Source organism: Citrobacter sp. Marseille-Q5395, from assembly GCF_947057495.1.
GTDB classification, from domain to species: domain Bacteria; phylum Pseudomonadota; class Gammaproteobacteria; order Enterobacterales; family Enterobacteriaceae; genus Citrobacter; species Citrobacter murliniae.
On record NZ_CAMSEL010000017.1, the window covers coordinates 1 to 19,092 of the forward strand.

Below are 19,092 nucleotides of genomic sequence, written 5' to 3' on the forward strand. Positions count from 1 at the left end.
ATATGGCGGTGAGGCGGGGATTCGAACCCCGGATACGTTGCCGTATACACACTTTCCAGGCGTGCTCCTTCAGCCACTCGGACACCTCACCATATTGTTGTTCCTGCGTTACCGGAACGGGCGCTAATGTAGGGGAAATGCCTCCCCGACGTCAATCTTCTTTTTGAAAAAAACGTTCATTTACACAAACTTCAATCAACATGAAGCTTAAGTGAGCGGGAATTGCTTTTTTTGCCAGCACACTAAAATTTGTTATTCTGATGTTTCCTTAAGAAATGATGATAATAAGTGCGAGAAAGTTCCGCACAACAATATTCAGGAGGCAATATGGAAATAATTTTCTATCACCCGACATTTGATACAGCCTGGTGGCTGAACGCGCTGGCTAAGGCTATCCCTGGCGCTAATGTCCGTGAGTGGAAATCGGGTGATCATGCGCATGCAGACTATGCGCTTGTCTGGCATCCACCGGTTGAAATGTTAGCCGGAAGAAAGTTAAAAGCCGTATTTGCGTTGGGTGCGGGGGTGGATTCCATTCTAAGCAAGTTGAAAGCCCATCCGGAAATGCTGGACGAGTCGATCCCGTTGTTCCGTCTGGAAGATACCGGCATGGGGCTGCAAATGCAGGAATACGCCGTTAGCCAGGTGTTGCACTGGTTTCGCCGCTTTGATGATTATCAGGCTCTCAAAACTCAGGCAAAATGGCAGCCGTTGCAGGAATATACCCGTGAGGAGTTTTCGATCGGGATTATGGGAGCAGGGGTGCTAGGGGCGAAAGTCGCTGAGAGTCTGCAATCATGGGGGTTCCCACTGCGTTGCTGGAGTCGTACCCGTAAATCCTGGCCTGGCGTGGAAAGCTTCGCCGGCACTGAAGAGTTAGGCGCATTTTTAAGTCAAACGCGGGTGCTGATTAACCTACTGCCTAATACGGCTGAAACGGTGGGAATTATTAACGCCGGGCTGCTGGATCAATTGCAGGATGGCGCGTATGTACTGAACCTGGCGCGCGGAGTTCATCTTAATGAAGACGATCTTCTGGCGTCGCTGAATAGCGGAAAACTCAAGGGCGCCATGCTTGATGTCTATAGCCGCGAACCACTGCCGGAGAATAGCCCATTGTGGAAACATCCACGTGTGGCGATGACGCCGCATATTGCTGCGGTAACACGTCCGGCAGAAGCGGTGGATTATATTTCCCGCACGATTTTGAATCTGGAGAACGGTGAAGCCGTAACAGGTCAGGTCGATCGCGTTCGGGGGTACTGATAACAACCCGGCGCTGGCCGGGTTTCGATTTAAATACCCGTCATACTCCAGGCTGGATGTGCGTTAGCTACGGTTGCTCGCCCGAATTACTGACCACAGTATGTTTATTGGGATTAAAAGGGACATCTCTGTCCCTTACCGTAGGCCAGTCTCCGGCTGGCCAAATTCATTCCTGACGAATTTGTCACACCCTTGCCGCCTGCCTACAACTCGAATTATTTAGGGTATTAATGGCGTCGATTCCTGCTATCCTTGACCAAAAATGACTACAGGAGAGAGTTATGTATCCCGTTGACCTGCATATGCATACCGTCGCCAGTACCCACGCCTACAGCACCTTGAGTGACTACATCGCTGAAGCCAAACGCAAAGGCGTTAAGTTGTTTGCAATCACCGATCATGGGCCGGATATGGCAGATGCTCCACACCACTGGCACTTTATTAATATGCGTATCTGGCCGCGTATGGTGGACGGGGTGGGAATTCTCCGCGGTATTGAAGCGAACATTAAGAATATTGAGGGGGAGATCGACTGCTCCGGTCCGATGTTCGACTCCCTGGATCTGATTATTGCTGGTTTTCATGAGCCGGTTTTTGCCCCGCATGATAAAGACACCAATACTCAGGCCATGATTGCCGCGATGGCGAGCGGACATGTTCACATGATCAGCCATCCCGGAAACCCGAAATACCCGATTGATTTTACCGCAGTTGCGCAGGCAGCAGCGAAGTACCATGTTGCGCTGGAAATCAATAACTCCTCATTTCTGCATTCGCGTAAAGGCAGTGAAGCCAATTGTCGCTTGGTTGCTGCGGCTGTGCGTGATGCCGGGGGTTGGGTTGCATTAGGTTCGGATTCTCACACCGCTTTCACCCTTGGGGAGTTCGGCGAGTGTCGCAAGATTCTGGATGACGTAAACTTCCCCGAAGACCGAATCTTGAACGTATCGCCAAAACGCTTACTGGCGTTTCTGGAATCGCGAGGCATGGAGCCAATCGCGGAATTTGCTGATCTTTAATGTTACTAACTGGAATATATCGATGAACGAGTTTTCTATCCTGTGTCGTGTCCTGGGCTCGCTGTTTTACCGCCAACCGCAGGACCCTTTACTGGTTCCCCTGTATACCATGATCGGTGAAGGTAAACTGTCAGCAAACTGGCCGCTGGAGCAAGACGAGCTGCTGGCTCGTCTACAGAAAAGCTGCGACATGTCACAAGTGGCCGCAGATTATAACGCGTTGTTTGTTGGTGAAGAGTGTGCGGTACCACCTTATCGCAGCGCCTGGGTAGAAGGTGCAACTGAATCTGAGGTGCGCACATTCCTATCTGCGCGTGGTATGCCGCTGGCCGATACGCCAGCCGATCATATTGGCACACTGTTGCTGGCTGCTTCCTGGCTGGAAGACCAGTCTGCTGAAGATGAAAGTGAAGCGCTGGAAACACTGTTTGTTGAGTATCTGCTTCCGTGGTGCGGCACTTTCCTTGGTAAGGTTGAAGCACACGCGAGCTCGCCATTCTGGCGTACCATGGCACCTCTGACGCGCGATGCAATTGGCGCAATGTGGGATGAGTTGCAGGAAGATACAGAAGAATAAATGTGATTTAGATCACTATGCTATGCAACTTGATTTATCATCTTGCATAAATTGTGTGCACGATCTCATTAATATGCCGTTTTTCTGCTAAGATGCGCGGCATGAATATACTTATCTCTATTGCAATCACGACGGGCATTCTCTCCGGGATCTGGGGATGGGTGGCCGTTTCTCTTGGTTTACTCAGTTGGGCTGGCTTCCTCGGCTGCACGGCCTATTTCGCCTGTCCGCAGGGCGGGCTGAAAGGACTGGGGATTTCAGCGTGCACGCTACTAAGTGGTGTGGTGTGGGCGTTGGTGATTATTAATGGTAGTGCGCTTGCTCCGCATATGGACATCATCGGCTATGTCATTACCGGCATTGTCGCGTTTTTGATGTGCATTCAGGCAAAACAATGGTTGCTTTCATTTGTGCCAGGTACTTTTATCGGCGCATGTGCAACATTTGCAGGGCAGGGGAACTGGCAACTGGTTTTGCCTTCTCTGGCGTTAGGACTTGTATTCGGTTATGCAATGAAAAACAGTGGTCTGTGGCTGGCGTCACGTCGTGAAAATCGGATATCACAATCGCTGACCAGTAAATAATAGAAGCGTGAGGTTTCCCTCACGCTTCCTGTGTTATATCGATAATCAGGATTCCGGCGGTACGGACATATGGCGGTATTTAACCAGGATATCGTTATCAACTTGTTTCTTATCCTGCAAATCCCACAACCCGCGATCAATCCCGTCATTAATCAGGAAGATTACACCAGTTTCAATGGCTGACATCAGACAAAGCATAACCGGCTCGTTAGAGGTATAACCAATTTCTCCTTCCAGAAGACGCTGGTAGTCAATAAAGCGGAATACCCCAGCCTGAACTTCATAAGACAGAATAGTTTTGCTGGTATTGACCGAAGAAAGGATCTCACCAGTACTGACGTTAACTACACGCAGGTTTACCGCTATCTGATCGAGTTGATACTGAGTATCTGCACCAATACCGAAATAGCGCGCACCTACACCACCCGATTTAACGTTACTTTCATAACCGATAATTGACCCTTCTACCATAATATTCGCAGCGGTCAGCGACTGGAGTGGAATGCGGTTATTAATGGCAACAGTGCCATTCTCTTGTGCCGCACGTATGATTTTCCGTTCATTCAGTAAGTTCTGCAATCCCTGGCGTTCCAGCGGAATAAACCAGCGCGAATCTTTCAGTGCAGTAACCAACATTGCCGTGGCGCTTTGCGGGACGGCGGTTGAGAAGTTACTTGCCGGGTAAGGTTTAAACTGACCCGTCTCATCCTGAATATTGTAAACTGAGACAAAGATCTTACCTGTCGGCATTGGCAGATGCGTTAAATCTTTATAGCTTTGGGCCCGAGGCATTAATGTTGGTTTAGCGGCTTCCTGGGGTGGGGATGTTAAGCAACCGCTGAGTAAAAACATGGCAACCAAAATAAGTAAGCGCTGCATGATTTTTTCCTTTCGTGGCTAAGTCTTAGAAATCGGTTGACTGTGTTTGCAAACCCGACACTTCGATAGTCGAAGTTTTCCCCGTTTTTCTGTCCGTGACATTCAATTGCAGTTGTCCATCCCGGTTGGCGATATCGATGATAAAATCATTGGTTACCATCCTCCCCGGCTGACCAGTATTAATATTGGTCAGCAAGCCGCCGAGTATTTGTGACTGGATAGCCTGGGTAAAGTTATCCAGTGCTGAAGGGGTTTCAAACCCAAAATCATCACCACTCGGATCTTTATAAGAGTTTTGTGCCTGGGCGCTATTCAATAAAAAAGCACCGTTGTTAGGGTTGCCACCAAAGTTCGGGTTGCGGAACTGGAAAGTCATGTTTCCGGCCCAACTTAATGGTGAAATCAGCATGAGCAAAACGACTGCATGTTTGACACGCATGAAAGCCTCCGGACAAAATCATGTTTTAGAATTCATCGCGCGCTAAATCGCTCGTGCTTAATAGGGTCTGATCTATTTGCCGGCGACTTAATGCTTCCTCAGTTTGTGCCAATGCGAAGACCACTGTTTTTTCGAAGTCTCTTTTCGTTGGGAATAAAAAAGTCTGGAAGATAACGTCCTGATTAACCGTTATTGTGATCCAACTTCCCCAACGTGCACTGGGCCTTTCATTGATGGTTAAATTTCCTGTGTACTCGCTTTCCCACTTGTCACTAAATGCACGATAAAAATCATGCCCAATTGAGGAGACAGTGTGGTCAGTTAACAGTCCGGGTACCTCCACTTCTACAGCCGCGTGTAGATTCCCGGCAGCCAGGAATAAATTTGCTGCCACAATCCAGGTCAAATAGCGTTTCATGGCTTTATCGCCTGAGGTTATCATTGGCCCATGAGACCGCCTGCGTACGATTTTTGACAGCTATCTTTTTGAAAAGATTATAAAGATGCGTTTTTACCGTATTCTCACTGATAAACAGTGAGCGTGCGATCTCAATATTTGAGGCGCCGATACGCAGTTTATTAAGGATCTCTTTTTCACGATGAGTGAGTAGTGCCGACTCCGTGCTGTTATAACGGTAGTTTCCAGAATGAGTGATTAAGTAACTGGCCAATTTCTGCGAAAAGTAGCATTCGCCTCGCAAGACACCTTGCAACCCGCTAACGACACGCTGTTCATCTTCTGCTGCGTAAAACACACCATTGATATGCGGCCAGTTTTCGATATCCCGGTAAGGATAATCATCGGGTGTATTCAACAATAACGTCTTTATATTGTTGTTTTTACGGCTTAAATTATCTTGCCAGTAATGGATCAGTTTTTTATCTGCCTCCATCATATCCAGTAAAACAATGCAGCTAGCGGATATATCATCCAGAGAACGTTGAATATTATGTAGTTTTCCAGATAACGCCAACGATTGTTTTAAATGCTGTAATAATGCAGTTGCCTGCAGAGAGGGTTTAGTGATCAACAATAATGTATGACCATGAATACTATGGACTTCATTAAACATGATGAAACTCCACTTTTTAGTCGCACACCCGACAGCTGTCTCTACTAAAATAGAGGCACCAGAAGTACTGACAGATGTTGCACTGCTGTGTAGAAATAAAATATCGACCCACAGGGGTGAAAATATTAAAACAAATGGACTTCAACTGATTTCAATCTAGCTATTACAAATCTTAAAGCAAGTGTTAAACTTGTTACAGAATGTAAAATTATATATTAAAATGTGATTTTATGGTTTTTATTGAGTTTAGATTTGATAGTAAAGTTGTACATTTCACTGTTATTGCACAGATTTAAAAAATCATACAAATTATATTAATTGATTGATTTATATGGTTTTAATTTATACTTAGTAAGTTTTATCATTCTAATGAATTTCGATTATTTTGCCTCGCTTTACGTTGAACAATTTTAGATAGAAAAAAATGATGTTTGTCACGACTTGTACCAGCAGCTATCGCGAGGCCGCGCTGCGAGGCCCTGAAATCGTTGAATGCAGCGTTTTTCTACCATTGCATAGAAATGCATAATCAGCGATTGTCCAAAAATAAAATCGATACATATAACAGCGTTGTTGGCTCTTAATTAGTACTTTGGTGTGAATCTAAATATAAAAATACCACTCGCGGGTGAGTTATTTAAAATGTTTCAACGGACATACTCTTCATCGTAACGTGGCGTTAACAAAACAAAGTCATGTTAACAACAAAATTGAGTGGTAAATAATTTAACTTCATGTACGACCAGGTCCAGGGTGACAACATGAAAAACAAGTTGTTATTTATGATGTTTACAATGCTGGGTGTGCCTGGGATTGCATCCGCAACAAGTTATGATCTGGCTAATTCAGAATATAACTTTGCGGTAAATGAATTAAGCAAGTCTTCATTTAATCAGGCAGCCATTATTGGTCAAGTTGGCACTGCGAACAGTGCAAATACTCGACAGGGGGGCTCAAAGTTATTGTCGGTCATTTCTCAAGACGGTTCAGGTAACCGGGCTAAAATAGACCAGACAGGATCATATAATCTTTCTTATATTGATCAGGCGGGTAGTTCTAATGATGCGAGTATAAAACAAGGTTCTTACGGTAATACGGCTGTTATTATCCAGAAAGGTTCTGGTAATAAAGCAAATATTACCCAGTACGGTACACAAAAAACAGCAGTTGTGGTGCAGAGACAGTCGCAAATGGCCATTCGCGTGACTCAACGCTAATCCATTAACGACGTTTAAATCAATCCGATGGGGGTTTACCATGAAATTTTTAAAAGTGGCAGCATTCGCAGCAATCGTTGTTTCTGGTAGTGCTCTGGCTGGTGTTGTTCCGCAATGGGGCGGTAGTGGTCATCATAACGGTGGTAATAACAATGGTCCGGACTCATCAATGAGTATTTACCAGTATGGTTCTGGCAACATTGCGAATGCGCTGCAAAGTGATGCACGTAAGTCCGATGTGACCATCACCCAGCATGGTCGTGGTAACGGGGCAACCGTTGGACAAGGTGCTGATGACAGTACCATTAGTCTGAAACAAACAGGCTTCAGTAACAGCGCTGACATCAATCAGTGGAATGCTAAGCATGCTGATATCAGCGTGACCCAATACGGTGGCCGCAACGGTGCAGTGGTTAATCAGACAGCGTCTGACTCCAATGTTCTGGTTCGCCAGGTTGGTTACGGCAACAACGCCACCGCAAACCAACATTAATTCAGTCTTCTGACTGAGAATAAACAGGGCGAAAGCCCTGTTTTTTTTCGGGAGAATATTATGCATACGCTATTACTTATTGCCGCGCTCTCAAATCAAATTACGTTCAATACAACCCAGCAAGGCGAAATGTACACCATCGTTCCTCAGGTAACGCTATCGCAGCCGTGTGTGTGCCAGGTACAAGTTCTCGCTTTACGGGAAGGGAAAAGTGGACAAAGTCAAACTCAGCAGAAAACAACCCTTTCTATACCCGCTAATCAACCGATCGATTTAACAAAACTTAGTTTAAATATATCAACTGAGGATTCGGTTAAAATCGTTGTTACCGTTTCGGACGGACAATCTCTGCATCTCTCGCAACAGTGGCCTGACTCAACCAGTCACTCATGATTTTTGATGTATTTGCATAATGGGTGTGGCTGGTAATGCGCTGCTGTTCTATGAATATAGAAACGTTAATACGTTTTTATTTGTCCGTTAACCGCAGCGGTGAAGGACCACACCGATACCTCAAGGATGGTTAATCATTGAGGAACCCATATGCATACATTAGCAAAAAGTATTTTAGGTACCAGCTTGTGTGTTTTTTCTCTTTATACGGTCTCCGCAATCGCCCAGCAAATCACATCTGGCGGGGTTATTCACTTCCGTGGTGAAATAGTTGAACCGCCTTGTGAGGTAAACACCCATCAACAGCAGATTGAATTGTCATGCATACGTGACGGCGAAATGTACAATAGTCGCTTTAGCGGACAGCAGGTGACGATGGCTCCTCAGAGTTTTAAGCAACTAGCCTCGGTGAAAATGCATTACCTCAATACGCAGAAAAGTCTGGCTATTCTTAGCATTGAATATAAATGAACCGTTCTGGCGTAGATATGCAGCCGTTTTGTTAAAAAGTAAGATTTCATGGAAAACCCTGCTGTACACTTAGTAGAGAGTGTTTTGTCAGGGGAATCTTATGCAATCGCGTGTTCATGTGTTACATGGCGACATTACGACTATAGCTGTTGATGTGATCGTCAATGCCGCCAACTCTTCTCTGCTGGGTGGTGGAGGCGTGGATGGGGCAATTCATCGCGCAGCCGGGCCTGCATTGTTGGAAGCCTGCAAACAAGTAATACAGCAACAGGGAGAATGTCCAACCGGACATGCAGTGATTACCCTGGCCGGATCTCTGCCCGCAAAGGCGGTGATCCATACTGTGGGACCTGTCTGGCAAGGGGGCGGTCATCACGAAGCCGAACGCCTTGAAGAGGCCTATTTAAATACCCTTCAACTGGCATTGGCCAATGGGTATCAGTCCATTGCTTTTCCGGCAATCAGCACGGGAGCGTATGGTTATCCGCGCGCAGCAGCGGCGGAGATAGCGGTGAATACGATACTGAAATTTATCACTCGTCGGGCGTTACCTGAGCAAATTTACTTTGTTTGCTTTGACGATGAAAACACCCGGCTTTATAACAGATTACTCACCCAACAAGGCGATGATCACACGGCCTGATATGACGCGACTAGAGCGTGCCATTACCCCTCTTTGTGCAAACCATCCTGAACGATGCGGTATTCTTACGCTGGATGATAGCCTGGATGCTTTCGCGGCTCGCTATCGGTTAACTGAAATGGCGGAACGCTCACTGGATGTACAGTATTACATCTGGGAAAACGACATGTCCGGGCTATTGCTGTTTTCGGTTCTGTTAGCTGCGGCGAAAAGAGGTGTGCGCGTTCGTTTGCTGCTGGATGACAACAACACGCCGGGTCTGGATGATACGCTGCGCCTGCTTGATAACCATCCTAATATTGAAGTTCGCCTGTTTAATCCCTTTTCGTTTCGGATACTGCGCGCTCTGGGGTATTTAACCGACTTTGCCCGACTTAATCGCCGCATGCACAATAAAAGCTATACCGCTGACGGCGTCGTGACTCTCGTCGGGGGGCGCAATATTGGTGATGCTTATTTTGGCGCAGGCGAACAACCGCTGTTTTCCGATCTCGACGTGATGGCCATCGGCCCCGTAGTTAAAGAGGTCGCGGATGATTTTGAGCGTTACTGGCAGTGCCGTTCTGTTTCAACGTTACAGAAAGTACTGGAGCTGTCTGAACCTGAGCCGACCCAGCGTATTGAATTGCCTGAATCCTGGTACAATGATGATATTACTCGTCGCTACCTGCATAAGCTGGAAACCAGCCAGTTTATGACCAGTCTGGACCAGGGGGCCTTGCCGCTGATTTGGGCAAAAACGCGCCTGCTCAGTGATGACCCGGTAAAAGGTGAAGGGAAGGCGCCGCGTCATTCGTTGTTGCCCCAGCGTTTATTTGATGTCATGGGATCGCCTACTGAGCGCATTGATATTATTTCCGCCTATTTTGTGCCGACCCGGGCTGGCGTGGCGCAGCTTCTGCGTCTGGTCAGGAAAGGGGTCAGGATTGCTATTTTAACGAATTCACTGGCGGCGAATGATGTTGCTGTCGTCCATGCTGGTTATGCGCGCTGGCGAAAGAAACTGTTGCGCTATGGTGTGGAGTTGTACGAACTTAAACCAACCCGCGATCGGGCCACTGTGTTACACGATCGCGGGTTAACTGGTAACTCAGGCTCAAGCCTGCATGCGAAAACCTTCAGTATTGATGGTCGAAAAGTCTTTATCGGCTCGCTAAATTTTGATCCACGTTCAACGTTACTCAATACCGAAATGGGGTTTGTCATTGAGAGCGAAGTGCTGGCCGCACTGATTCATAAGCGTTTTATGCAAAGCCAGCGTGATGTCGCCTGGCAATTGCGCCTTGATCGCTGGGGCCGGATTAACTGGGTCGATCGCCAGCACGACACGGAAGTGGTGCTAAAAAAAGAACCCGCCACAGGATTCTGGAAGCGGGTTCTGGTGAGACTTGCGTCACTGCTACCTATTGAGTGGTTACTTTGAACCACGCAATGTCAGCTAACCGGCAACGGCTTTGCTTTTATCCTGCTTAACAGGCGGTTTACCCGAGAAGAGAAATTTCAGAACCGGAATACGTAAATGGATTTCGTACAGTATCAGCGCAATTCCGACCACAAATAGTAGCCCACACAAAAAGCCCAGAATATTCGATGAGATATGCGGCGTGATATAGGCGCCGAAAAACAGCGTTAACGGATGGTGTACCAGGTAGATAAACAACGACGCGTTTACGAAATAGGTGACGCGGGCTGACTGGAAATTCAACAAACGGTAGCCGAGTGAAAAGACAACGTTAACCATCCACAGGCCCATGACCATGGTTATCACATATTCGGTTTCATACATCCAGGCATCGCCGTTTCCGTAACGCTGATTAAGCAGATAGGCGACGAACGCGGATCCTGCGGCTAACGTGCAGCCACGCGATGGCGTAGTAAACAGCGCCTTTAACCTGGGATTGATAAACGCCAGGGCGCCAAGCATAAAGAAAGGCACATAAAACAGCGTTTGCATGATGATGAAATTAAACATGCCGTCACTGAGAATAGAAGGATAGAGGATAAAAATTGTCCGTCTGATAACGGCATATCCCACGCCAAGCAACAAAAAAACTAGTGTTAGCTTAGTCATTGAAGCAGGTGCTGAGCTCGAGTCATCTGCGCTTGTCAGCCGTTTTTTCATTTGGCTGAATACCCACATGCTTACGGTCGTTAAAACGACAAGGACCAGTAAAAACCACAGATGTGAAATAAGCTCCCACGCAAGCGCGTTGTATTTATCGTACCCGCTGAGAGTATGCCAGCTGTCTGCTTTTCCCTTCACAAATTGCAGCATGATAAATTGCGGCAGCGTAAGCAACGGAATCGCGGTTAACATAGGGATCCCCACACGTTCAACACGTACTTTCCACCAGCGTTTTAATGGGTAACGCAAAAAAAGCATGTATGAAAAATAACCCGAAATAACGAAGAAAACCTGCATGCGAAACGCATGGATGAAGTCGTTAAAAAGGGTTAGCCACCACGATGGCTCTGCACTGTTCACATGCCAGGTATGTGTGGAGTAGATCAATGAGATATGGAAGGGGATACCCAACAACATCAGCCAGGCGCGGATGGAGTCAAGAAAGTATTCACGCGGTGGAGATACAGAGCTCATAGACAGTTACGTATTCTCAGACTTTTCGTCTTATCCCTAAGGCGAATAATGGTTACATTCGAGGCCAACCCTACACGAAGTCTTACAACCTGTCTCCAGGATAAGCACGCAAAGTGAAAACAGGCATACGAACCTGATTAAACCATGAGCCAGCGCGCGAACAATACAGGGATTCAGTTGTCGGATTACCCGATTATCCATTAAAATGGATCGGATCAATATAAGCACACAAAGGGGGAAGTGCTTACTAATTATGAAACATAAACTACAAATGATGAAAATGCGTTGGTTGGGTGCAGCAGTCATGTTAACGCTGTACACATCATCGAGCTGGGCATTCAGCATTGATGATGTTGCTAAACAAGCTCAATCCTTAGCCGATAAAGGCTATGAGGCGCCAAAAAGTAACTTGCCCTCCGTTTTCCGCGATATGAAATATGCGGATTATCAGCAGATCCAGTTTAATCGCGATAAAGCCTACTGGAGTAACCTTAAGACCCCATTTAAGCTCGAATTCTACCACCAGGGTATGTATTTCGACACGCCGGTCAGAATCAATGAAGTTACCGCCACAGCGGTAAAAAAAATCAAATACAGCCCGGATTATTTTAATTTTGGCGATGTCCAGCATGATAAAGACACGGTAAAAGATCTCGGTTTCGCCGGGTTCAAAGTGCTGTATCCGATCAACAGCAAAGATAAAAACGATGAAATCGTCAGCATGCTCGGTGCCAGCTATTTCCGCGTCCTGGGTGCAGGTCAGGTTTATGGCCTGTCTGCGCGAGGTCTCGCTATTGATACCGCTCTGCCTTCGGGCGAAGAGTTTCCCCGCTTTCGTGAGTTTTGGATCGAACGTCCAAAACCAACTGATAAACGTTTAACCATTTATGCCTTGCTGGACTCCCCGCGTGCGACCGGAGCGTATCGCTTTGTGATTATTCCTGGGCGTGACACGGTTGTGGATGTTCAGTCCAAAGTTTACCTGCGCGATAAAGTGGGCAAGCTGGGCGTAGCACCGCTAACCAGTATGTTCCTGTTCGGGCCGAACCAGCCGTCTCCGACGACTAACTATCGTCCGGAACTGCATGACTCTAACGGTTTGTCTATCCATGCTGGCAATGGCGAGTGGATTTGGCGTCCGCTGAATAACCCGAAACACCTCGCAGTGAGTAGCTTTGCGATGGAAAATCCGCAAGGATTCGGTCTGCTGCAGCGTGGTCGTCAGTTCTCCCGTTTTGAAGATATCGACGACCGCTACGACTTGCGTCCGAGCGCCTGGATCACGCCAAAAGGCGACTGGGGTAAGGGTAAAATTGAGTTAGTTGAAATTCCAACCAACGATGAAACGAACGATAACATCGTTGCCTACTGGACGCCGGATCAACTGCCTGAAGCAGGCAAAGAGATGAACTTCAAGTACACCCTGACGTTCACTCGCGATGAAGATAAGCTTCATGCCCCGGAAAGTGCCTGGGTACAGCAGACTCGCCGCTCAACAGGTGATGTCAAACAGTCAAATCTTATTCGCCAGCCTGACGGCACCATTGCATTTGTGGTGGATTTCGCCGGTGCAGATATGAAAAAACTGCCGCAGGACACCCCTGTCACCGCGCAAACCAGCATTGGCGACAACGGTGAGATCGTTGAAAGCACAGTGCGTTATAACCCGGTCACTAAGGGTTGGCGTTTGATGCTGCGCGTGAAAGTGAAAGATGCGAAGAAACCCACTGAAATGCGTGCTGCGTTGGCCAATGCCGATCAGACGTTGAGTGAAACCTGGAGCTACCAGTTACCTGCCAATGAATAAGACAACTGAGTATATTGACGCAATGCCGCTTTCGGATACCGAGAAAGCGGCACTGCCGAAAACTGACATCCGCGCCGTTCATCAGGCGCTGGATGCCGAGCACCGTACTTACGCGCGCGAAGATGATTCACCGCAGGGGTCTGTTAAAGCTCGCCTTGAGCAAGCCTGGCCGGACTCTCTGGCCAAAGAGCAGTTGATTAAGGACGATGAAGGGCGTGACCAGTTGCAGGCCATGCCAAAGGCAACACGCACTTCGATGTTTCCCGACCCCTGGCGTACTAACCCGGTAGGCCGTTTTTGGGATCGTCTGCGTGGACGGGATGTGACACCGCGTTATCTTTCACGTCTGACGAAAGAAGAACAAGAGAATGAACAGAAATGGCGTACCGTTGGGACGATCCGCCGTTACATTCTGCTGATCTTAACATTGGCGCAAACGGTCGTTGCGACCTGGTATATGAAGACAATTCTTCCGTATCAGGGCTGGGCGTTCATTAATCCTGCAGACATGATGGGGCAGAATCTGTGGGTTTCCTTTATGCAGTTGCTGCCCTATGTGCTCCAGAGCGGGATACTTATTCTGTTTGCCGTCCTTTTCTGCTGGGTATCTGCGGGGTTCTGGACTGCTTTGATGGGCTTCCTGCAACTGTTGATTGGGCGTGATAAGTACAGTATTTCAGCCTCAACGGTAGGGGATGAACCTCTTAATCCTGAGCATCGTACTGCGCTGATTATGCCTATCTGTAACGAGGACGTTGACCGTGTATTTGCGGGTCTGCGTGCCACGTGGGAGTCGGTTAAAGCCACGGGCAATGCCGAGCATTTCGATGTCTACATTCTGAGTGACAGCTATAACCCTGATATCTGCGTAGCGGAACAAAAAGCGTGGATGGAGTTGATTGCTGAAGTGCAGGGTGAAGGGCAGATTTTCTATCGCCGTCGTCGGCGTCGTGTGAAGCGTAAAAGCGGTAACATTGATGACTTCTGTCGTCGTTGGGGGAATCAGTACAGTTACATGGTGGTGCTGGATGCGGACTCAGTGATGAGTGGCGACTGCCTGACCGGCCTGGTGCGTCTGATGGAGGCGAATCCAAACGCCGGGATTATCCAGTCTTCACCAAAAGCATCCGGGATGGATACGCTGTATGCGCGCTGCCAACAGTTTGCTACTCGCGTGTATGGCCCGCTGTTTACCGCCGGACTTCACTTCTGGCAGTTGGGTGAGTCGCACTACTGGGGTCACAACGCGATTATTCGCGTGAAGCCGTTTATCGAGCACTGTGCGCTTGCACCGTTACCGGGTGAAGGCTCGTTTGCAGGATCGATCCTCTCCCATGACTTCGTGGAAGCTGCATTGATGCGTCGTGCAGGGTGGGGCGTGTGGATTGCTTACGATCTGCCGGGTTCTTATGAAGAGCTGCCACCGAACCTGCTGGATGAACTCAAGCGTGACCGACGCTGGTGTCACGGTAACCTGATGAACTTCCGTTTGTTCCTGGTTAAAGGGATGCACCCGGTTCACCGTGCGGTATTCCTGACCGGCGTCATGTCCTATCTGTCGGCTCCGCTGTGGTTTATGTTCCTCGCGCTCTCAACTGCACTGCAGGTGGTTCATGCGCTGACGGAACCACAATACTTCCTGCAACCGCGCCAACTGTTCCCGGTCTGGCCGCAGTGGCGTCCGGAGCTGGCGATCGCGCTGTTTGCCTCAACGATGGTGCTGTTATTCCTGCCGAAGCTGCTGAGTATTTTACTCATCTGGTGTAAAGGGACGAAAGAGTACGGCGGATTTATCCGTGTAACACTGTCATTGCTGCTGGAGGTTCTGTTCTCCGTGCTGCTGGCGCCGGTGCGTATGCTGTTCCACACGGTCTTCGTAGTGAGCGCATTTCTTGGCTGGGAAGTGGTCTGGAACTCACCGCAGCGCGATGACGACTCCACCCCGTGGGGCGAAGCGTTTATGCGTCACGGATCTCAATTGTTGCTGGGTCTGGTATGGGCTGTGGGTATGGCGTGGCTGGATCTGCGCTTCCTGTTCTGGCTGGCACCGATTGTCTTTTCGCTGATCCTGTCGCCGTTTGTTTCCGTAATATCCAGCCGTTCAACGGTGGGGTTACGAACTAAACGCTGGAAGCTTTTCCTGATCCCGGAAGAGTATTCTCCGCCTAAAGTGCTGGTGGATACTGACAATTATCTGGTGATGAATCGTAATCGTTCGCTGGATGACGGCTTTATGCATGCAGTGTTTAACCCGTCATTTAACGCGCTGGCAACGGCGATGGCCACCGCACGCCATCGTGCCAGTAATGTGCTTGAAATTGCACGAGACCGTCACGTGGAGCAAGCGCTGAACGAAACGCCAGAGAAACTGAATCGCGATCGCCGCCTTGTGCTGTTGAGCGATCCGGTGACCATGGCACGTTTGCATTATCGTGTCTGGAACTCACCGGACAGGTATTCTTCGTGGGTCAATTATTACCAGGGGATCACCCTGAACCCGCTGGCGCTCAGGAAAAAATAAACGTTCTGACGTGAAAATACCGGCCCCGGGCCGGTATTTTTTTATACTGAATACAAAAGGTCATGAGGTATCAGGTGCGAATACTGGTTGTTGGAATAATGGTCTTACTCCTGAGCGGATGTGGCAGCATTATTAGCCGGACGATCCCGGGGCAGGGGCACGGCAATCAATACTATCCTGGCGTCCAGTGGGATGTCCGGGACTCGGCGTGGCGTTACGTCACCATCCTCGACCTGCCATTTTCGCTGGTGTTTGATACGCTGCTGCTGCCACTCGATATCCACCATGGGCCTTATGAGTAATTATCGCTCATCCCATTCATCTGCTGCTGTCTGACCTTCTTCTGTATCAAGGGGCGGTTCAAGCTGGAATTCCCCCTCATCCCATTCGTGGAGGGTGTTTTCTTCCTGCCATTCCTGGCGAATTTCAATCTCATCATAATCGCCATCAAAAACGCTTTGCGCCGCTTCGCCGCTCAGCATTGGCAGACATTCGCCACCTTCGTCATCTTCGTCAGCGAAAAATTCGGCCTGCCACATGATGTCGCCATCCTGTAGTACGTATTTTTGTACGTTCAGTTGCTGAACACTGGCTTCGTCAGGTTCAAGATCGGGGTTATCAGCCAGAAACTCTTCACGGGCTGCATCAATGGCTTCTTCCAGCGTGGCATACATAGTCATCAGAGTCTCCCTTTGATTTAATGAGGTATTCAGGGAAATAATAGTTGATTCTCTGATATAGCAAGTATTAATGCGTAAAAATCATCCTGGGACCTGAGCATCTCGGCGGCGGCGCAGACTGTTCCACGAATAGATAGCGTTGAATAATACGATGCCCGCAGTCACACAGAAAACGGCACGGAAACCATAGTTTGCCGATATGGCGGCCCCCATCAGTGGCCCTGTCACGTTGCCAATATCCCGAAATGACTGGTTATAGCTGAATATTCGCCCGGCTATCTGGTTAGTTGAGTTATAGACCAGCAGGGTTTGTACGGCAGGTAGCAGAGCACCGTCGGCAGCGCCGAGTAAAAAGCGCAGAACGCCAAGCTGCCACGGCGTCTGTACTAATGACATTGGGATCAGTAGCAGCACTGAAATAACCAATGCGACAATCAGGATTTTCTCCGGGCCAATTCTGTCGCCTAACTTGCCGAGCCTGGGTGCACTAAGCAGGGCCGCCACGCCAGGAACTGAGGCAATCATCCCGCTGATAAAGGCGATGTTGCTGACGTTACCGGCAAGTTCGCGTACATACAACGTCAGAATAGGTGCAATAGAGCCAGTCGCTACCTGAATGATCAACGTCGTGACAAACAGGCTCAATACCAGCTTAGGATTCTTTAATGAAGCGACGACCTCCCGCATATGCAGCATTTCTTTCTTACTCACCGGCCGGAAATTCTCACGGATAAAAAATAACGTCAGAATAAAACAAAGCAGTAGTACGCTGGCGGTAATGAAGAAAACTGGACGCAGCCCAAAATGGTCGGCGAGTAACCCGCCAGCCAGTGGGCCAAGCAGGGCGCCACTGACGCCCCCGGTGGAAAGTGTACCCAGCGCCCAGCCGCTTTTATTGCGCGGAACCTGCGTGGCGATCAGGGCATTGGCGTTGGGAATGAATCCCCCCAGAAGTCCGAGCAGGGCGCGCAGGACCAGGAACTGCCAGATATTTTGCGCCAGCCCCATTAACAGCATCACGATCGCCATGCCCAGCGCTGAACGCAATAGCATTATTTTTCTGCCCTTTCTGTCAGCAAGCCCCCCCCAGAAAGGTGAGGCGATAGCAGAAAAGAGAAAAGTAATGCTAAAGACCAGGCCTGACCACATATTTAAGGCGCTATGACCCGTCACGCCCAGATTTTCGACATAGAGCGGTAAGAAGGGCATGACCAGGCTAAATGCCGCGCCGGTCAGGAAACAACCCAGCCAGGCAACAGTGAGATTGCGTTTCCAGTTTATGGGGACATCAGAGGGTGACATAGCGATCCGCAGTGTGGCGCGCTGTTTGCGCTATTGTTTGAATATTAAGTAAGCAGGCTAATTATGCGCCTGGTTTATAGGCGCTGCAATGCGGATAGCAGTTAAACCTAAAGAGGTTATCTGAGGTGTTGCAGCCCGGCGGGCTGCAAGGCGTTTCAGTAAAGGGAAGGGGCACCTTCAGGACGTGTTTTAAAGCGACGGTGTAGCCACATATATTGCTCCGGTGCCATCATGATGCACTTCTCAACAATTGTATTCATCCAGGCAGCAGTGGTCTCTGCGTCGTCCAGAGGTGGGGAACATTCCGGAGGCAGCATAATCAGTTGGTACCCTTTGCCGTCGGGTTTACGGCGGGGAACAAACGGTACCAGACATGCATTGGACAGACGTGAAAGCATCCAGGTCCCGGAGGTCGTTGCGGCTTGTTCAACGGCAAACAGGGGAACAAATACGCTGGATCGCGGACCGTAGTCATGATCCGGCGCATACCAGACCACTTCACCTTTTTTCAGCGCTTTGATCATCCCTTTCAGGTCTTTGCGATCGAGCATTGATTTATTGGAGCGCATACGCCCCCAGGTTTGTAGCCAGTCGAGAAGCGGGTTGTCATTGGGGCGATAAACGCCGATCCCTGGTTCCTGTAAGCCAAACTGACGAGCACCCAGCTCAAGCGTCAGAAAGTGCAGTCCGACAAGCAGGATCCCTCGCTTCTGCGCCTGAACGTCACGGATATGTTCCATTCCGATAACTTCAGTCCAGCGTGAAATTCGGCGATCGGACCAAAACCAGGCCATTCCGGTTTCTATCACGCCCATACCTACAGATTCGAAGTTTTTTACCACCATCTGCTGGCGTTCCTGTTCACTCATCTGCGGGAAGCACAGCTCGAGATTCCGGGAAACAATCTTTGCCCGACGCTTCATTACACGTAATGCCAGGTGACCTAATGCACAGCCTAACTTATAGAGGAGCGGATAGGGTAACTGCACGATCAACCAAAGGATGCCAATACCTGCCCAGGTTAACCAATAACGTGGATGCAATAATGCAGTCGAGAACTTGGGTAAATTCGTCATGTCTATCCTGTCTTTAAACGACCAATTCCCTGTATTGTCGCATTTTTTCGCGC

At 48.8% G+C, this 19,092-nt stretch carries 21 protein-coding genes and 1 tRNA gene; 13 read left to right on the forward strand and 9 right to left on the reverse strand.

Annotated elements, in window-relative coordinates:
- Positions 1 to 3: 3 nt before the first annotated feature.
- Positions 4 to 91 (reverse strand) — tRNA-Ser (locus OH663_RS18170).
- Between the two features lie 236 nt (positions 92 to 327).
- On the opposite strand from OH663_RS18170, the gene ghrA reads away from it, so the two are divergent.
- The 4 genes from ghrA to OH663_RS18190 all read left to right on the forward strand — a co-directional run bounded on the left by ghrA (position 328) and on the right by OH663_RS18190 (position 3,446).
- Positions 328 to 1,266 carry a glyoxylate/hydroxypyruvate reductase GhrA gene (gene ghrA, locus OH663_RS18175; RefSeq protein ID WP_200011911.1) on the forward strand — a complete coding sequence of 313 codons (939 nt, stop codon included), beginning with the start codon at positions 328 to 330 and terminating at the stop codon, positions 1,264 to 1,266.
- 281 nt (positions 1,267 to 1,547) lie between these two features.
- On the forward strand, positions 1,548 to 2,285 hold the full coding sequence (locus OH663_RS18180; protein ID WP_045441550.1) for a phosphatase: 738 nt from the start codon (positions 1,548 to 1,550) through the stop codon (positions 2,283 to 2,285).
- A 22-nt stretch (positions 2,286 to 2,307) separates the two neighbouring features.
- Positions 2,308 to 2,862 (forward strand): TorD/DmsD family molecular chaperone, encoded by a 555-nt coding sequence (locus OH663_RS18185; RefSeq protein ID WP_045441562.1) that lies wholly within the window; start codon positions 2,308 to 2,310, stop codon positions 2,860 to 2,862.
- A gap of 101 nt (positions 2,863 to 2,963) precedes the next feature.
- Positions 2,964 to 3,446, forward strand: coding sequence for a DUF1097 domain-containing protein (locus tag OH663_RS18190; protein ID WP_045441564.1), 483 nt, complete (start codon positions 2,964 to 2,966; stop codon positions 3,444 to 3,446).
- Positions 3,447 to 3,491: 45 nt separating this feature from the next.
- Here OH663_RS18190 and csgG read toward each other — a convergent pair whose 3' ends face one another.
- The 4 genes from csgG to csgD are packed head-to-tail and all read right to left on the reverse strand — an operon-like array spanning position 3,492 to position 5,837.
- Positions 3,492 to 4,325: a curli production assembly/transport protein CsgG gene (gene csgG / locus OH663_RS18195; protein WP_045441566.1), complete on the reverse strand. Its 834-nt coding sequence runs from the start codon at positions 4,323 to 4,325 to the stop codon at positions 3,492 to 3,494.
- Between the two features lie 25 nt (positions 4,326 to 4,350).
- Positions 4,351 to 4,764 carry a curli production assembly/transport protein CsgF gene (gene csgF, locus OH663_RS18200; RefSeq protein ID WP_048221671.1) on the reverse strand — a complete coding sequence of 138 codons (414 nt, stop codon included), beginning with the start codon at positions 4,762 to 4,764 and terminating at the stop codon, positions 4,351 to 4,353.
- A gap of 25 nt (positions 4,765 to 4,789) precedes the next feature.
- Complete coding sequence (csgE, locus tag OH663_RS18205; RefSeq protein ID WP_045441570.1) at positions 4,790 to 5,182, reverse strand: curli production assembly/transport protein CsgE; 393 nt, start codon at positions 5,180 to 5,182, stop codon at positions 4,790 to 4,792.
- A gap of 4 nt (positions 5,183 to 5,186) precedes the next feature.
- A complete protein-coding gene (csgD, locus tag OH663_RS18210) occupies positions 5,187 to 5,837 on the reverse strand; it encodes a biofilm master transcriptional regulator CsgD (protein ID WP_045441572.1) in 651 nt (216 codons plus the stop codon).
- Positions 5,838 to 6,598: 761 nt separating this feature from the next.
- Here csgD and csgB point away from each other — a divergent pair.
- The 6 genes from csgB (at position 6,599) to OH663_RS18240 (ending at position 10,477) form a co-directional block, all read left to right on the forward strand.
- Positions 6,599 to 7,054, forward strand: a complete 456-nt coding sequence (csgB, locus tag OH663_RS18215) for a curli minor subunit CsgB (RefSeq protein WP_045441574.1) — start codon at positions 6,599 to 6,601, stop codon at positions 7,052 to 7,054.
- Positions 7,055 to 7,094: 40 nt separating this feature from the next.
- Positions 7,095 to 7,547: a curli major subunit CsgA gene (gene csgA, locus OH663_RS18220; RefSeq protein WP_045441577.1), complete on the forward strand. Its 453-nt coding sequence runs from the start codon at positions 7,095 to 7,097 to the stop codon at positions 7,545 to 7,547.
- Positions 7,548 to 7,607: 60 nt separating this feature from the next.
- Positions 7,608 to 7,940, forward strand: coding sequence for a curli assembly chaperone CsgC (gene csgC, locus OH663_RS18225; RefSeq protein WP_075261783.1), 333 nt, complete (start codon positions 7,608 to 7,610; stop codon positions 7,938 to 7,940).
- 150 nt (positions 7,941 to 8,090) lie between these two features.
- Positions 8,091 to 8,411, forward strand: coding sequence for a fimbrial protein (locus OH663_RS18230; RefSeq protein ID WP_045441579.1), 321 nt, complete (start codon positions 8,091 to 8,093; stop codon positions 8,409 to 8,411).
- A 100-nt stretch (positions 8,412 to 8,511) separates the two neighbouring features.
- Positions 8,512 to 9,054, forward strand: a complete 543-nt coding sequence (ymdB, locus tag OH663_RS18235) for an O-acetyl-ADP-ribose deacetylase (RefSeq protein ID WP_200011908.1) — start codon at positions 8,512 to 8,514, stop codon at positions 9,052 to 9,054.
- Positions 8,987 to 10,477, forward strand: a complete 1,491-nt coding sequence (locus OH663_RS18240; RefSeq protein WP_413814566.1) for a phospholipase D family protein — start codon at positions 8,987 to 8,989, stop codon at positions 10,475 to 10,477. Before ymdB ends, OH663_RS18240 begins: the two co-directional genes overlap by 68 nt.
- A gap of 15 nt (positions 10,478 to 10,492) precedes the next feature.
- Here the strand turns inward: OH663_RS18240 and mdoC are convergent, their stop codons facing one another.
- The gene (gene mdoC / locus OH663_RS18245; RefSeq protein WP_200011903.1) at positions 10,493 to 11,653 is read right to left on the reverse strand and encodes a glucans biosynthesis protein MdoC; all 1,161 of its coding nucleotides are present in this window, start codon (positions 11,651 to 11,653) and stop codon (positions 10,493 to 10,495) included.
- A gap of 271 nt (positions 11,654 to 11,924) precedes the next feature.
- On the opposite strand from mdoC, the gene mdoG reads away from it, so the two are divergent.
- From mdoG to OH663_RS18260, 3 genes are all read left to right on the forward strand, one after another.
- Positions 11,925 to 13,460, forward strand: a complete 1,536-nt coding sequence (gene mdoG, locus OH663_RS18250) for a glucans biosynthesis protein MdoG (protein WP_136345533.1) — start codon at positions 11,925 to 11,927, stop codon at positions 13,458 to 13,460.
- Positions 13,453 to 15,981, forward strand: a complete 2,529-nt coding sequence (gene mdoH / locus OH663_RS18255; protein WP_045441593.1) for a glucans biosynthesis glucosyltransferase MdoH — start codon at positions 13,453 to 13,455, stop codon at positions 15,979 to 15,981. The genes mdoG and mdoH overlap by 8 nt, the downstream gene beginning before the upstream one ends.
- Before the next feature lie 74 nt (positions 15,982 to 16,055).
- Entirely contained in the window at positions 16,056 to 16,283 is a 228-nt protein-coding gene (locus OH663_RS18260; protein WP_045449561.1) for a YceK/YidQ family lipoprotein, read from the forward strand.
- Here the strand turns inward: OH663_RS18260 and OH663_RS18265 are convergent, their stop codons facing one another.
- The 3 genes from OH663_RS18265 to OH663_RS18275 form a co-directional block, all read right to left on the reverse strand.
- Positions 16,284 to 16,661, reverse strand: a complete 378-nt coding sequence (locus OH663_RS18265; RefSeq protein ID WP_048221668.1) for a MysB family protein — start codon at positions 16,659 to 16,661, stop codon at positions 16,284 to 16,286.
- A gap of 81 nt (positions 16,662 to 16,742) precedes the next feature.
- Positions 16,743 to 17,963 (reverse strand): multidrug efflux MFS transporter MdtG, encoded by a 1,221-nt coding sequence (gene mdtG / locus OH663_RS18270; RefSeq protein ID WP_045441598.1) that lies wholly within the window; start codon positions 17,961 to 17,963, stop codon positions 16,743 to 16,745.
- Positions 17,964 to 18,118: 155 nt separating this feature from the next.
- Complete coding sequence (locus OH663_RS18275; RefSeq protein ID WP_045441601.1) at positions 18,119 to 19,039, reverse strand: Kdo(2)-lipid IV(A) acyltransferase; 921 nt, start codon at positions 19,037 to 19,039, stop codon at positions 18,119 to 18,121.
- Positions 19,040 to 19,092: the final 53 nt, after the last annotated feature.